A 13,768-nucleotide genomic window follows, 5' to 3' on the forward strand; every position below is an offset into this window, starting at 1 on the left:
CTAATAGAGAAAGAATGATGCATATATGAGTGGAGCTGTATTTTATATCTTCGGGGCAACTGGCGATTTGGCGAAAAGAAAGCTGTTCCCAGCTTTTTATAGCTTGTATCGTGAAGGGAAATTAGGAGAAAATTTTGCAGTTGTTGGTCTTGCTCGCAGACCGCGGACGAGTGAACAATTCCGTGATGACGTGAAACATTCGATCGAAGAATTTGCCCGTTACAAAATTGCCGACGATGAGCAATGGTCTCGTTTCGCAAGCCGCTTCGAGTATATGTCGCTCGATATTAACAATGTAGCCGGATTCCATGAGCTAAACGTGTTATCCACAAGGCTGGATGAACAATATCAAACAGGCGGTAACCGTTTATTCTACCTGGCTTTGGCGCCAGAACTTTTCGGCAACGTGTCGTACAATTTAAGTGAAGGCGGCTTGCTCAAAACCAAAGGTTGGCACCGTCTTGTCATTGAGAAACCATTCGGCTACGATCTGCCTTCGGCTGAGCGTCTGAATGGTCAACTCCGTCAAGTGTTTGAGGAGAAGGATATTTACCGTATTGACCACTACCTTGGTAAAGAAATGGTACAAAACATTGAGTTTGTGCGTTTCGCGAACGCCTTCTTCGAGCCGCTATGGAACAATAAATACATAGCAAATATTCAAATTACATTAAGCGAAACGGTCGGTGTTGAAGAGCGTGGCGGGTATTATGACCACTCCGGTGCTTTGCGTGATATGGGCCAGAACCATATGCTGCAAATGCTGATGATGATGGCGATGGAGCCGCCAAGCCGCTTGCATCCGGAAGATATTCGCGATGAGAAGGTTAAGGTTCTGCGTTCTTTGCGTTTATTCGAAAACGGCGATGATGTTCGTGCGAATGTCATTCGAGGTCAGTATGCCAATGGTTCGAGCAAAGGCAAAACGTTACCCGCTTACCGTGAAGAAGATTCCGTGAACCCGCAATCGACGACGGAAACATATTTCGCTGCGCGTGTGCATGTTGATAACTTTCGCTGGGCTGGTGTGCCGTTCTACATTCGGACAGGGAAAAGGCTGCCGGTCAAAACAACGGAGGTTGTTGTTGAATTCAAGAACATTCCGAACAATGTTTATTTGGCTAAAAAGCATGAGATGGACCCGAATCTGCTTGTATTCCGCGTGAATCCGATGGAAGGCATTTACTTGAAGATGAATGCGAAGCAGCCTGGATCTGAAGGCGTAATCGTTCCGGTTGCCATGGATTTCTGCCAAAGCTGTCAAATCGGCATTAACACGCCGGAAGCGTATGAGCGTTTACTGTATGACGCAGCTCGTGGAGATTCTACGTATTTCACCCGTTGGGATGAAGTAGCGCTTGCATGGTCGTATGTGGACCGCATCGCTGCGGCGTGGAATGAGCAAAAGGATGATCTGAAAGAGTATCCGGCTGGATCTTGGGGACCTGAAGAAGCGACTAAGCTGCTATCAGACGACGGCTTCAAGTGGTGGCCGATCAATGGTCAAAATGAAGGCGAAGTCGATTGGGAAACCGTTCAAAAAACGACGGTTTTAACTTAAGTACGGAGTATAACATCCAATAGGCGACTGATGCCTATTGGATTTTTTGTGGTATAATAGATCTTACGGAGTAAATCCTTACTATTATACTTGGGGTGCATTTATGTCACGAAGAGCTTTTATAAGATGGCTGCTTGCAATCGGGGCTGCATTGGTTGGATTAAGTGCTTTTTTTAGTCAAATGTTTAAGAAAAAGTTTATGGCGGAAGAACTGCCAGCCGTTTCATCTGCTTCACCCGAGCCCGCTCAAGCTGTGGTGCAGCCTTCGGCCGAACCATTGCCGACAGGTCCGCTGATGTCCTATTTTATATTAAGCGATCTTCATATCACCGCAGGTGACCCATTAACCGTTAAGAAATTGAGGCAAGCGCTCGATGACATTACCCATTTCGACGGTCCCGTTGACGCCATTATGTTAACAGGCGATTTAACTGATACAGGAACGGAACGAGATTATAAGGAGCTGCGTACCATTGTAAGTGAGTATAAACTTCCTCCTGTTCATGCGAACATGGGAAACCACGACTATTACACGATATGGATCAATAAAGCGAATAGCTGGGATCAAGCGGCCGTTCCGAACGGCAAAAGCGATGAAGTCAGCCGGGAGCAATTCAAAAAGTTTTTTGGCTACAAGACGCTTTATAATGATTTTACGACCAAAGGTCACTCCATTCTGCTGCTTTCACAAGAAGCCTATGTGCAGGAGATGCCAGAAGTCGGTGAAGGCGCATGGTACTCCGATGAGCAGCTGGCGTGGTTCAAGGAACGAGTTAAAGCCCTGTATCAACCAGGTAGACCGCTGTTCGTTATGACCCATCAACCGCTGCCTCCGAAGGGGACAGATGGGGGATCCCACCAATTAATCCGCGCTAACCAATTCCGCGAAACGCTGAAGCCCTATAAGAATGTCTTTGTCTTCTGCGGACACCGTCATCAAGATTTCCAGAATGGGACTCCGCATTATGTGCAGGAAACATTCCATTATTTCCACAATGCATCGGTCGGCAGAACACTGAACCGTGCTTATCAACAGGAAGCCAAGAATAAAGCTCAGGGTATCTATGTCCAAGTATTTGCCGACAAGGTCGTCGTACGTGGCAGAGAGTTCAGCAACCGTACGTTCCTTGACGAGGCGAATTGGAGTATCGATTTGCAGAAAGCCCAAGCTTAATCAATAAGCAGCACTTCAAAGAAGAAGGGAATTAAACCAACAAATGACTACGCAACTCACAAAGCTTCTCGAAACGGAAGTCGCTAAGCGACGCACGTTCGCGATTATTTCTCACCCGGATGCGGGGAAAACAACACTGACCGAAAAACTGCTGTTATTCGGAGGCGCAATTCGCTTAGCAGGAACGGTCAAAGGGCGCAAAGCCAGCAAGCACGCAACATCGGACTGGATGGAAATTGAAAAGCAGCGTGGAATTTCAGTTACGTCCAGTGTGATGCAATTCGACTATGAAGGGCACCGGGTTAACATTCTGGATACACCTGGTCACCAAGACTTCAGTGAGGACACGTACCGGACACTTACGGCAGCGGATAGCGCGGTGATGTTGATTGACGTGGCCAAAGGGGTCGAGACACAGACCAAGAAGTTATTCCAGGTATGCCGGATGCGCGGCATTCCGATCTTTACGTTTATTAACAAATTGGACCGCGAAGGGCGCGATCCATTCGAACTTCTTGAAGAGCTGGAAGAAGTGCTCGGCATTCGATCCTATCCGATGAACTGGCCGATCGGGTCGGGCAAACAGTTCTGCGGCGTGTATGATCGTGGTAAGTCGCAGCTGGAACTATACAATGGTGAAGATCACAAAGAAATTGAAGTCCGCAAGGTCGAAGGGGTAGAAGATCCGCTGGTTCGCCAAATTGCAGGCGAATTCTTGCATCAGCAGCTGCGCAATGACATTGAACTGCTGGACGTAGCGGGTGATCCGTTCGATATGGAGAAGGTAATGAAAGGCGAGCTTACGCCTGTTTTCTTCGGAAGTGCCGTGAACAATTTCGGTGTGCAGACGTTCCTGGAGAACTTCTTGCAGTTGGCACCAAAGCCTGAGCCGCGCAATAGTACGGCAGGTGTAATCGAGCCTACCAAGGAAAAGTTCTCGGGCTATGTTTTCAAAATTCAAGCGAATATGAATCCCGCTCACCGCGACCGTGTTGCTTTCCTTCGCATTGTGTCCGGCAAATTTGAGCGGGGCATGTCGGTTAAGCATGTTCGAATGGGCAAGGACATTAAGCTGGCTCAACCTCAGCAGTTTCTGGCGCAAGACCGCGATATCGTGGAACAGGCATTCCCTGGCGATATCATTGGTTTGTTCGATCCGGGTATTTTCCGTATTGGAGATTCGCTGAGCGAAGGAGAAGCCATCGTGTTCGACGAGCTTCCAACGTTCTCTCCAGAGCTTTTCAGCAAGGTTTCGATCAAAAACGCGCTGAAGCAAAAGCAGTTTCTCAAGGGTATCGATCAATTGACGGAAGAAGGTATGATTCAAGTCTTCACGACGTTCGGTTTCGAGGATATGATCCTTGGCGTCGTTGGTCAATTGCAGTTCGAGGTGCTTGAACACCGGATGAGATCCGAATATGGTGTAGACATTCTATTGCAGCGTCAGAACTATCAGTTCGCTCGCTGGATTATCGATGAGAAGATCGATCCGAGCAAATTCCGTATTAATTCCCAGCTTGTGAAGGATAAAAAAGGGAATTACGTGGGGCTGTTCGAGAGTGAATATGCACTAAGATCCTCCATAGAGAAGAACCCGAATGCGAAGTTCCTAACGAGTGCTCCATAAGACGTTTAATCACAGGAAGAGGCTGTGCATCAGAGTAAAATCTGGTGTGCGGTCTCTTCTTTTTTGGTTGCCGATGGACGGTTTGCTTCATACAATAAGTACGGGTTACGAATACAGGACCGGGTCGGCCGCGGTTTCCATATCCTTTACCGTGGAAGCGATGGCTTCCGGAATCCCGGTAAACGCTTCAGCCAACGGGGGATTGCGGTCATAGCTACGCGGAAAAAGTGGGCAGGCGGCATAGTGAAGCAAGCGCGGATTGATGCCGTTAAGCAGTTCAGCTGGCAGGCCGAAGCGCAATCACTGGCCGATTTCTATAGACTGAAGCTGGAGGAAAGACATGAGAAAAGTGGTAAAGAAACGGACGAAAGTTAGATACCCCAGATACGTCATGAGTAAGATTGGCAAAACCAAGGCGGTAGAGGCCACAGCAACTCTAAAGGAATATGTGCCGACGACGAAATGGATGACAGCAGAGTCACTGAAACAAATGCTGAATCAGCATAAAATGGTCTATATTAAGCCAAATGTAGGCATGTTCGGAAATGGTGTAATCCGTGTGGAGATGTCGGACGGCGAGGGAGCAATCATGCCGTACTCGTATCAGCTTGGAGTCAATTTGAAGCGATTTAAAACATTTGAAGACATGTATGCCTCCATCACGAAGAAAGTTGGAAAACAACGGTATCTGGTACAGAAAGGAATTCACTTGCTGAAATATAAAGGGAACCGCTTTGATTTGCGAATTATGGTGCAGCAAACACCTTTGCGTAATTGGGAAACAACTGGCGTGATCGGTAGAGTGGCACATCCGAGTAAAATCGTGACGAATTTTCACAATGGGGGAACTTTGAAGCCGGTCGATACTCTGCTGCTCAGCTACTTGCCTTCAAGCGAGCGAGAGGACTATGTGAAGAAGCTGCAAGTGCTCGGGAAGCGTGTAGCGAAAGCGATTAATACGAAGTACCGGGGAGTAAAGGAAATCGGAGTTGATGTCGCTCTGGACAAAGATTTGCACCCTTGGATTCTAGAGGTTAATACGAGTCCAGATCCTTACATTTTCCGCCGACTGCGGGATAAACGTATTTTTGCGAAAATGCGAAGGTACGCCAAAGCATACGGCCGGTTATGAAATCATAACCGGTCTGTTGTCATACTGATGGAAGCTTTGCTCAATTTCGTAAACGGAAACCGGTGGGCTTAAGAGATAGCCTTGGATGGTCGTGCAGGTGGTTTCTCGCAATATTTCAAGCTGGCTCAATTCTTCTACACCCTCAGCTACCACTTGCACATTGAGGGCATGACCAAGGTGAATAATGGCGTTGGTTATCGCTAAATCGTCTTTGTTACTATGTATATTTTTTACGAAGGAGCGGTCGATCTTCAAGCAGTGGATAGGAAAATGTTTCAGATAATTCAGTGAGGAGTAGCCGATCCCGAAATCATCGATGGAGATCGAGATTCCTTTCTTACATAGCTTCTCTAACACAGCAATAGTATTTTCCATGTTTTGCATAATTGAGCTTTCGGTGATTTCAAATTCCAGATAGGCGGGATTAATACCGGTCTGTTCAATAATGTGAATGGCCTTGTCCGAGAAGTTCTCGTCCTGGAATTGGCACGGCGAGACGTTGACGGCAACCTGATAGTCTAGAATACCGGCTTCGAGCCATCTCACCTTCTGAAGGCAAGCCTCGCGGAGCACCCATTCGCCAAGAGGCAGAATCAAACCACTTTCTTCTGCAAGTGGAATGAACTCGTTAGGAGGGATCATGCCAAGCTTGGGATGATTCCATCGCACTAAAGCTTCCAGACAAATAATCTTGCCCGTAGAGAGCTCAAGGCGTGGTTGATAATACAAGATGAGCTGATTTTCTAAAATAGCCTTGCGCAGCTCGGTTTCCATTTCCACGGAGCTGGCAGGTTGTGGTGAAAGCACGGGATGGTAGGTGACAAGCTTATTCTTGCCCGTTTGTTTGGCGGCTTGAAGTGCTTGGTCAGCTTGTTTCAAAGCTTGTTCCACGGTTGCTGGCATTAACTCCACTGCACTCATGCCCATACTCACGTTAATGTAACATTCATGCTCCTGAATGATAAACGACTGGTCAAAAAGCTGCTGTACCCGCTGAATACTTTGTGACAATTGTTCCTGATGTAGGGCATAGATAACCAGAGCAAACTCATCATCCCCGGATCGAACAGCGAGACTGCAATTAGGTACGGTGTGCAGCCGACGAGCGACTTCAGCTAACAAATGATCACCGGAAGCATAACCGAGTGAGAAGTTGATATGTCCAAACCGATCAATATCTAAGATAAGAATAGTTTGAATTTGTGCGTCGCGCATAGCTCTGCTATGACGTTTGACGGCTTTATTAATCAAAGTTAAAAGGTGACTTCGAGTCACTTTTTTCGTACTATGCCGAGTACCGATTGTACGTGATGAGGCCAAGTGAAGAAGTCGCTGGGCTACGTTCATTATGATCACTCATTCCCACATCATAGTTGTCCATGTAACCTTAATCATAAAACGAAAGGCAAGGATTAGGCAATATAATAAATTAGATCATTTTACAGAAATTAGTCGTTTTTTGCTGGTTTTATTTGTTGGTAATTGGCGATAGTGTCGAAATGTGAGGTGAATATTTTTTAGTTATCATGTATTGACAAAAATAGCTCTTGGATGAGAAAATGTACGCGTGTACATAATGGATTTCAGGAATGAAAATGGAGGCTTCTACATGGTGACTAGAAAAGAGGTTGCTGAATTAGCTGGCGTTTCCGAAGCGACCGTTTCCCGTGTATTTAATGGGCTCGGCCCCATGAAGCCTACGACCAAGGCGCGTGTTCTGGAAGCAGCTAGCCAGCTGAATTATCATCCGAATGCAATTGCGCAAAGTTTTGCGCGAAGACGCAGCGGGAATCTCGGCGTGGTGCTTCCTTATATGCCTAAGGTGCATCTGTTCTCAGCGTATTATTTTGCGGAAATCTTAAGCGGGATCGGCGAGCAAGTAAGGGAGCAAGGGTATGACATGCTTCTATCGCTGCTCAAGCCGGATGAAGACTTGGATTACGCAAGGCTTTACCGATCGCAGAAAGTGGATGCTTGTGTCATCCTCGGCGCAAGAGATACGCCGCAGCAGCGAGAATCGCTTCAACAGCTGCAAGAGCAGGGGTACCCTTTCTGCTTAGTTAATCAGCATTTTGAAGGTTTAGCTTTTCACGAAGTGGATGCTGATCATGTCGATGGCAGCTATCAGGCTGTTCGCCATTTGCAGGAGGAGGGCTACCGGAAGATTGCGTTCTTGAATGGTTCGCCGGAGTACTCCAATTCCGAGGACAGGCTTCAAGGCTATCTGAGAGCGATGCATGATGCGGGGCTTCAGACCTCACACGAGCTGCTGCTCGAGGGCAATTACAGCCGGAAAAGCGGCTATGAAGCAGCCGAGAGGCTTTGGTCGCAGCGGGAGCAGGTGGAAGCCGTTTTTGCCGCCAATGATCGCATGGCCATCGGCCTGATGCAAGGACTCCGGGAAAAAGGGTGGGTGGCAGGTCGCGACTTTGCTGTTGTTGGCTGCGATGACTCCGATGCTGCCAAACTCAGCGATCCACCGCTGAGCAGTATTAATGTGCCATTTTATGAAATGGGAAAAGAAGCAGCGCGAGGTGTTCTGGCTCGATTCACGCAGGGGGAACGTGCAGAACCTTCAAATGTTAAGTTGCCAACTCAATTAATTATTCGACAATCATCTAAGAGCAGTTCACTTACATAGGCGGAAAATAGGGAAGACAGGCACTAAGGGACTAAGAAACGATTATCCACTTAAGGAGGCTTTCTATTCTATGAAATCATTCAATATTGGTATGGTCGGTTATAAATTTATGGGTAAGGCGCACAGCCATGCTTATAAAGATTTGCATATGTTTTTCCCGCAGACGGCGGTGCCGAAAATGAAGCTCATCTGCGGACGCGATGAGAACGGTGTCAAAGCAGCAGCCGAGCAGTTCGGCTGGGATGGTTACGTTACCGACTGGCGCGAGCTGGTCACGCATCCAGAGATCGACATCGTCGATATCAATGCACCCAGCGACGCGCACAAGGAAATCGCGCTTGCAGCGGCCAAAGCCGGCAAGCACTTGTTCTGCGAGAAGCCGCTGGCGCTGAGCCTTGCGGATGCAAGGGAGATGCTGGAGGCGGCTGAAACAGCTGGGGTGAAGCATATGGTAGGCTTCAACTATCGGTTTGCTCCTGCGGTGCAGCTCGCGAAGAAGCTGGTCGAGAGCGGTCGACTCGGCCAGATTTATCACTTCCGCGCTTGGTTCCTGCAGGATTGGATCGTAGATCCGACGTTCCCGCTAGTGTGGCGTTTACAGAAGGAGATTGCCGGCTCTGGATCGCACGGAGACTTAGGCGCGCATCTGATCGATCTGGCGCATTTCCTGGTCGGCGATATGACAGAAGTCATCGGCATGAGCGAGACGTTCGTGAAGGAGCGTCCACTGCCTAGCTCCATGACAGGGCTAAGCGCCAAAGGCAGCAAGGATGCGCCACATGGACCGGTAACCGTTGATGACGCGACGCTGTTTATGGCTCGTTTCGCAAACGGGGCGCTCGGCAGTTTCGAGGCCACGCGATTTGCACCTGGTCACCGGTGTACGAATTCTTTTGAGATTAATGGCAGTAAGGGCAGTGTGAAGTTTGACTTTGAGCGCTTGAACGAGCTGCAGGTTTATTTTACAAGTGATGATGAGGATGTTCAGGGCTTCCGCCGTGTGCTGGCAACGGATCCGTCCCACGCTTACATGGATGCTTGGTGGCCGGCTGGACATACCATCGGGTATGAGCATACGTTCGTACACGAGGTTGTTGAGCTAATGAACGCGCTTGCAGAAGATCGTCAGCCGGTTCCGAATTTTGTGGATGGTGTGAAGTGTCAAGAGGTGCTAGAAGCCGTGGATCAATCCATTGAGCAGCGCCGTTGGGTGAAAATTAGCGAGGTTTAAGCTTAATCATAAGCGGGAGAGGAGCTTGTACAAGATGAGTAAACAAGCATTGATTGTTTGGGGTGGCTGGGATGGTCATCAACCTGAGGAAGTGGCGGGTATTTTTGCAGGGTTATTGCGCGAGGAAGGTTATGGCGTGGAAGTATCTGATACGCTGGACAGCTTTAAAGATGAGGAGCGCTTGAAAGGCATTGACCTTATTGTACCCGTGTGGACGATGGGGAAAATTGAGAAAGAGCAGCTGACGCCTTTGATTGCCGCAGTCAAAGAAGGCGGAACCGGGATTGCCGGCTGCCACGGCGGGATGGGAGATTCCTTCCGGAATGAAGTCGAATATCAGTACATGGTTGGTGGTCAATGGGTCGCTCATCCTGGCAATGATGGTGTTACGTACACGGTGCGCATCAAAGATCGCCAGCACGCTTTGACGGAGGGGATGGACGATTTCGTTGTCGTCTCTGAAAAGTATTATATGCATGTAGACCCTGCCATTCAAGTTCATGCGGTGACGGATTTCGGCGACGTGGAAATGCCGGTCGTTTGGACCAAAACCTACGGCGAAGGCAAAGTGTATTATAACTCGCTGGGCCATCAAGCCAACATTGTACGGATGCCAGAAACACTTGAGCTTATGCGCCGCGGCTTGCTGTGGGCGACACGATAACGAGTAGAGGAGAGCGAAAAGATGAGTAAGATGAAGGTAGGTATTATCGGTTGCGGAAATATTAGTGCTGCTTATATGAAAAACGTTCCTAACTTTGAGCATTTGGAACTGATTGCTTGCGCGGATATCGATTTGGATAGAGCGAAGGCGCGGGCGGAGGAGTTTGGTATTCCTCATGCGTATACGGTTCAGGAGCTTTTGAATGATGCGAATATTGACATTGTTATCAATCTGACGATACCAGCTGCCCACGCAGAAGTGTGTATTCAAGTGTTGGAAGCGGGCAAGCACGTTTATGTGGAGAAGCCGCTTGCGGTTACACGTGAAGAGGGCTTACGCATTCTTGAGGTGGCTCGCCGTAAGGAATTGTTAGTCGGCAGCGCGCCGGATACATTCCTCGGCGGAGGTATTCAGACGTGTGTGAAGCTGATCAATGACGGCTGGATCGGCACACCGATTGCCGCAACAGCCTTCATGATGGGCAAAGGGCATGAGCATTGGCATCCAGATCCAGAGTTTTACTATGCCAAAGGCGGCGGTCCTATGTTCGATATGGGGCCTTATTATCTAACAGCATTAGTAGCTTTGCTTGGACCTATTCGTCGTGTAACGGGCTCAACGGGAATTAGCTTCCCAGAGCGTACGATTAAGAGTGAAAAGAAACGCGGGCAGAAAATCACGGTTGAGACGCCAACGCATATTGCGGGCGTGCTTGATTTCCATAGCGGTGCTATTGCTACGCTGGTCACTAGTTTTGATATTATGGGCGGCACGCAGCTGCCGAACATTGAAATCTATGGCAGCCATGGTTCGCTGCGCGTACCAGATCCGAACACATTTGGCGGTCAGGTGATGATCCGTAAAAATGGCTCCGACTGGGAGCCGATTCCATTGTCCCATGGCTACAAGGAAAACAGCCGCGGTTTGGGTGTTGCAGCCATGGCACAAGCTCTCATCAGCGGTGAGAGTGAAGCGCATCGTGCGAATGGCGACCTGGCCTACCACGTGCTGGAGGCCATGCATGGCTTCCACGATGCAGCGAGTGAAGGCAAGCACTACGTGATGCAGAGCAGCTGTGAAAGGCCGGCTCCTTTGGCGCCGGATACCGTGCTGTAGTTTGGGTAATTATCCTCCTCTGATATTAGAGGGGGATTTTTTTGTTTGAGATGACCCCTTTTAGGCGTGCCGTGGCTGAAATAGCAGGAATAGCAGGAAAAACTACCGTTCATGTGCACTGTTCGGTGGCAGGGAATGGAATAGCAGTAGAAACTCCAGCTAAATTGTCGGGTACTGCACGAAATTTGGTGCGTATGAGGAAATTAGCGGTAGGAAATCCAGTTATTTGGATAAAAGTAGGTTGATTGTGGGAATTAGCAGGAGTAATCGGCGTTGTTTGTAGGGAGGGGCGACTTTTACGATAGACAGCCAAGGGACTGCAAGAAGCAGCCCTCTAGCTGGCGGTGGGGGAATTGAGATTAAGGTCAAGGTCAAGGGAGATGCCCTTTTAAGGTTTCAACGAGTTCATTTTGGATATTTGCTTCACTATGCTGCCATATAATTTCGAAAAGCACACCTAGCCCGGGCAGTACCCGTTCTTCCCCGCCAATGGAATCTGCAATAATTTCTTGAAGCTCGTCATTGGATTTATTTTGGACTCTTTGGACGATGGCCTGTCTTAAAGTAATATTCATTCGTTCGTGGACCTCGCTTCCATTTCGTTATCGATACTAATATGCGCAAGTTGATGGCGGTTCATCCTTCATATTCTTCACATTCGCCTCTTACCGTGCATAGTGAGTTTACAGATCACAAGTATGCTATAATTTAGAATAACATTGGGAATTTGGAGGAAACGCCTGCCTATGAGAAAACAATTTGCTATTATAGGAATGGGAAGATTCGGGTCCAGCATTGCCAGAACGTTGTCACAGTTAGGTTTTGAAGTCATGGCCATAGATTTTCGGGAAGAGACTGTGCAAGAAATCTCATCGATTGTAACACACGCTGTCCAAGCGGATTCGACGGATGAAGAAGCACTTCGAGCGCTGGGCATTCGCAATTTTGACGTTGTCGTAGTAGCCATTGGGGAGGATATTCAAGCGAGTATTTTGACCACATTAATTCTCAAAGAAATGGGTATACCTACGGTAGTTGTGAAGGCTGTGAATGACTTGCACGGCAAGGTGCTGAAGAAAATCGGCGCTGACAAGGTTGTTTATCCGGAAAGGGATATGGGGCAGCGCGTGGCGCATCACTTGATTTCTTCCAATATTGTTGATTACATAGAGCTGTCCTCCGACTATAGCATTGTGGAGATTCAAGCCTCTCGTCAGATGATTGGCAAAAATCTCAGAGAGCTTGATATTAGGGCCAAATACGGCTGCAATGTCATCGCAATTAAGCACAATGACAAGCTGATCATTCCGCCGAGCGCGGAGGAAACACTTCGTTCTGATGATATTTTAGTTATCGTTGGTAAAAATTCGAACCTTCAAACTTTTGAAGTGACTTTTGCAGAGTAGGTAGAAGAAATGACACATACGGAAATTATGTCTGTTCAAAACGCCCGCGTGAAAGAGTGGGCACAGCTTTTGGAACGCAAGGGTAGAGATAAGCAAGGCAAATACATCATCGAGGGCCATCATCTTGTAGAGGAAGCCTTGCGAGCTGGAGCTTCTGTGGAGACCGTTATTTTTAGCTTGGAAAAAGGCTTGCCAGATGGTCTTGCTGGGCTGGCACTGCCAGGTGCGGTGGAATGGGTCGGCGTCAGCCAAGCCGTTCTGGAGAAATGCACGGACACGCAGACACCGCAGGGCGTGCTGGCCATTGTTGCTCGGCCGCAGCTCGGCATGGACGAGCTGCTCGCTGGCGAGCATGATCTTGTTGTGGTCTTGGACGGCGTCCAAGACCCAGGCAACCTCGGCACCATCATCCGCAGCGCGGATGCCGTTGGTGCCAAAGCAGTTGTGCTCGGCCGCGGCACGGTCGATCTGTACAATCCCAAGACGATCCGCTCGACGATGGGATCGATGTATCATCTGCCGATTGTGGAGGCAGATCTGGGGCTTTTGCTGCCGCGAGCGCGTGAGCGCGGCGTGCGGCTCGTGACCACGAGCCTGCAGGCGCAGAGCTCGTGTTACGACACGGACCTGCGGCAGCCGACGTGGCTGATTCTCGGCAACGAGGGCCGGGGCGTGTCGCCGGAGGTTGCTGCGCTGTCGGATGTGCAGGTCATCATCCCGATGCAGGGGAAGGCGGAGTCGCTGAATGTGGCGATGGCGGCTACGGTGCTGCTGTTTGAGGCTTCGCGGCAGCGGTTGATGTAGCTTATTGTTTAAGTCATGTTGTAGCCAAGAACGCCACAAGAACGCTACCCGTTCTTGTGGCGTTCTTCTCTCATTACCGCTTGAAGAACAGGTAGCGTTCTTGTCTTTTCCATGTATTTATACACTTAATTCAAACTCAGCATTGACAATATTGATCAAGAAAGCTATTATATTCTTTGTTGATTTATGTAACTGAAAAGAGGTGTTTTGAAAATGGCTGTTCCTCAACGGAGAACGTCCAAAACACGTCGCGATAAGCGCCGTACTCACTTTAAACTGGAAGTACCAGGAATGGTGAAGTGTGAACAATGTGCAGAGTTGAAAAAAGCACATCATGTTTGCAAAAACTGCGGTTCATATAAAGGTAGAGAGATCGTTAAAGCTCAATAATAATATGAATTGCAACAGAAAT

At 48.6% G+C, this 13,768-nt stretch carries 14 protein-coding genes; 12 read left to right on the forward strand and 2 right to left on the reverse strand.

Annotated elements, in window-relative coordinates:
* The first annotated feature begins 25 nt into the window (after positions 1-25).
* From zwf to GQF01_RS20580, 5 genes are all read left to right on the forward strand, one after another.
* On the forward strand, positions 26-1,561 hold the full coding sequence (gene zwf / locus GQF01_RS20560; protein WP_161408585.1) for a glucose-6-phosphate dehydrogenase: 1,536 nt from the start codon (positions 26-28) through the stop codon (positions 1,559-1,561).
* Positions 1,562-1,664: 103 nt separating this feature from the next.
* Positions 1,665-2,735: a metallophosphoesterase family protein gene (locus tag GQF01_RS20565; protein ID WP_161408586.1), complete on the forward strand. Its 1,071-nt coding sequence runs from the start codon at positions 1,665-1,667 to the stop codon at positions 2,733-2,735.
* Positions 2,736-2,778: 43 nt separating this feature from the next.
* Positions 2,779-4,362 carry a peptide chain release factor 3 gene (locus GQF01_RS20570; protein WP_161408587.1) on the forward strand — a complete coding sequence of 528 codons (1,584 nt, stop codon included), beginning with the start codon at positions 2,779-2,781 and terminating at the stop codon, positions 4,360-4,362.
* A 24-nt stretch (positions 4,363-4,386) separates the two neighbouring features.
* Positions 4,387-4,737 carry a hypothetical protein gene (locus GQF01_RS20575; RefSeq protein WP_161408588.1) on the forward strand — a complete coding sequence of 117 codons (351 nt, stop codon included), beginning with the start codon at positions 4,387-4,389 and terminating at the stop codon, positions 4,735-4,737.
* Positions 4,703-5,494: a YheC/YheD family protein gene (locus tag GQF01_RS20580; RefSeq protein ID WP_161408589.1), complete on the forward strand. Its 792-nt coding sequence runs from the start codon at positions 4,703-4,705 to the stop codon at positions 5,492-5,494. The genes GQF01_RS20575 and GQF01_RS20580 overlap by 35 nt, the downstream gene beginning before the upstream one ends.
* Here the strand turns inward: GQF01_RS20580 and GQF01_RS20585 are convergent.
* Positions 5,489-6,841, reverse strand: a complete 1,353-nt coding sequence (locus GQF01_RS20585; protein ID WP_161408590.1) for a putative bifunctional diguanylate cyclase/phosphodiesterase — start codon at positions 6,839-6,841, stop codon at positions 5,489-5,491. The genes GQF01_RS20580 and GQF01_RS20585 overlap by 6 nt on opposite strands.
* A 262-nt stretch (positions 6,842-7,103) precedes the next feature.
* Here GQF01_RS20585 and GQF01_RS20590 point away from each other — a divergent pair, with 262 nt between their 5' ends.
* From GQF01_RS20590 to GQF01_RS20605, 4 genes are all read left to right on the forward strand, one after another.
* Entirely contained in the window at positions 7,104-8,135 is a 1,032-nt protein-coding gene (locus GQF01_RS20590) for a LacI family DNA-binding transcriptional regulator (protein ID WP_161408591.1), read from the forward strand.
* 70 nt (positions 8,136-8,205) lie between these two features.
* Positions 8,206-9,366, forward strand: a complete 1,161-nt coding sequence (locus GQF01_RS20595) for a Gfo/Idh/MocA family protein (protein ID WP_161408592.1) — start codon at positions 8,206-8,208, stop codon at positions 9,364-9,366.
* A gap of 34 nt (positions 9,367-9,400) precedes the next feature.
* Positions 9,401-10,030, forward strand: a complete 630-nt coding sequence (locus GQF01_RS20600; protein ID WP_161408593.1) for a ThuA domain-containing protein — start codon at positions 9,401-9,403, stop codon at positions 10,028-10,030.
* 21 nt (positions 10,031-10,051) lie between these two features.
* Positions 10,052-11,146, forward strand: a complete 1,095-nt coding sequence (locus GQF01_RS20605; protein WP_161408594.1) for a Gfo/Idh/MocA family protein — start codon at positions 10,052-10,054, stop codon at positions 11,144-11,146.
* Between the two features lie 371 nt (positions 11,147-11,517).
* On the opposite strand, the gene sspI is transcribed toward GQF01_RS20605, so the two are convergent.
* Positions 11,518-11,721 (reverse strand): small acid-soluble spore protein SspI, encoded by a 204-nt coding sequence (gene sspI / locus GQF01_RS20610; protein ID WP_161408595.1) that lies wholly within the window; start codon positions 11,719-11,721, stop codon positions 11,518-11,520.
* A gap of 171 nt (positions 11,722-11,892) precedes the next feature.
* Between sspI and GQF01_RS20615 the strand changes: the two genes are divergently transcribed.
* The 3 genes from GQF01_RS20615 to rpmF all read left to right on the forward strand — a co-directional run bounded on the left by GQF01_RS20615 (position 11,893) and on the right by rpmF (position 13,746).
* Positions 11,893-12,552, forward strand: coding sequence for a potassium channel family protein (locus tag GQF01_RS20615; RefSeq protein ID WP_161408596.1), 660 nt, complete (start codon positions 11,893-11,895; stop codon positions 12,550-12,552).
* A 9-nt stretch (positions 12,553-12,561) separates the two neighbouring features.
* On the forward strand, positions 12,562-13,356 hold the full coding sequence (locus GQF01_RS20620; protein WP_161408597.1) for a TrmH family RNA methyltransferase: 795 nt from the start codon (positions 12,562-12,564) through the stop codon (positions 13,354-13,356).
* Positions 13,357-13,569: 213 nt separating this feature from the next.
* On the forward strand, positions 13,570-13,746 hold the full coding sequence (rpmF, locus tag GQF01_RS20625; protein ID WP_028553571.1) for a 50S ribosomal protein L32: 177 nt from the start codon (positions 13,570-13,572) through the stop codon (positions 13,744-13,746).
* The last annotated feature ends 22 nt before the right edge of the window (positions 13,747-13,768 follow it).

The sequence above is a fragment of the Paenibacillus silvestris genome (genome assembly GCF_009882985.1).
In the GTDB taxonomy this organism is placed as follows: Bacteria; Bacillota; Bacilli; order Paenibacillales; family NBRC-103111; genus Paenibacillus_E; species Paenibacillus_E silvestris.

Excerpts from the sequence above, each read along its gene's own strand:
- GQF01_RS20585 (WP_161408590.1), bottom strand. The coding sequence starts at position 6,841 with ATGAACGTAGCCCAGCGACTTCTTCACTTGGCCTCATCACGTACAATC.
- GQF01_RS20565 (WP_161408586.1), top strand. The coding sequence starts at position 1,665 with ATGTCACGAAGAGCTTTTATAAGATGGCTGCTTGCAATCGGGGCTGCA.
- zwf (WP_161408585.1), top strand. The coding sequence starts at position 26 with ATGAGTGGAGCTGTATTTTATATCTTCGGGGCAACTGGCGATTTGGCG.
- GQF01_RS20595 (WP_161408592.1), top strand. The coding sequence starts at position 8,206 with ATGAAATCATTCAATATTGGTATGGTCGGTTATAAATTTATGGGTAAG.
- GQF01_RS20580 (WP_161408589.1), top strand. The coding sequence starts at position 4,703 with ATGAGAAAAGTGGTAAAGAAACGGACGAAAGTTAGATACCCCAGATAC.
- GQF01_RS20570 (WP_161408587.1), top strand. The coding sequence starts at position 2,779 with ATGACTACGCAACTCACAAAGCTTCTCGAAACGGAAGTCGCTAAGCGA.
- rpmF (WP_028553571.1), top strand. The coding sequence starts at position 13,570 with ATGGCTGTTCCTCAACGGAGAACGTCCAAAACACGTCGCGATAAGCGC.
- GQF01_RS20590 (WP_161408591.1), top strand. The coding sequence starts at position 7,104 with ATGGTGACTAGAAAAGAGGTTGCTGAATTAGCTGGCGTTTCCGAAGCG.
- sspI (WP_161408595.1), bottom strand. The coding sequence starts at position 11,721 with ATGAATATTACTTTAAGACAGGCCATCGTCCAAAGAGTCCAAAATAAA.
- GQF01_RS20605 (WP_161408594.1), top strand. The coding sequence starts at position 10,052 with ATGAGTAAGATGAAGGTAGGTATTATCGGTTGCGGAAATATTAGTGCT.
- GQF01_RS20620 (WP_161408597.1), top strand. The coding sequence starts at position 12,562 with ATGACACATACGGAAATTATGTCTGTTCAAAACGCCCGCGTGAAAGAG.
- GQF01_RS20600 (WP_161408593.1), top strand. The coding sequence starts at position 9,401 with ATGAGTAAACAAGCATTGATTGTTTGGGGTGGCTGGGATGGTCATCAA.
- GQF01_RS20615 (WP_161408596.1), top strand. The coding sequence starts at position 11,893 with ATGAGAAAACAATTTGCTATTATAGGAATGGGAAGATTCGGGTCCAGC.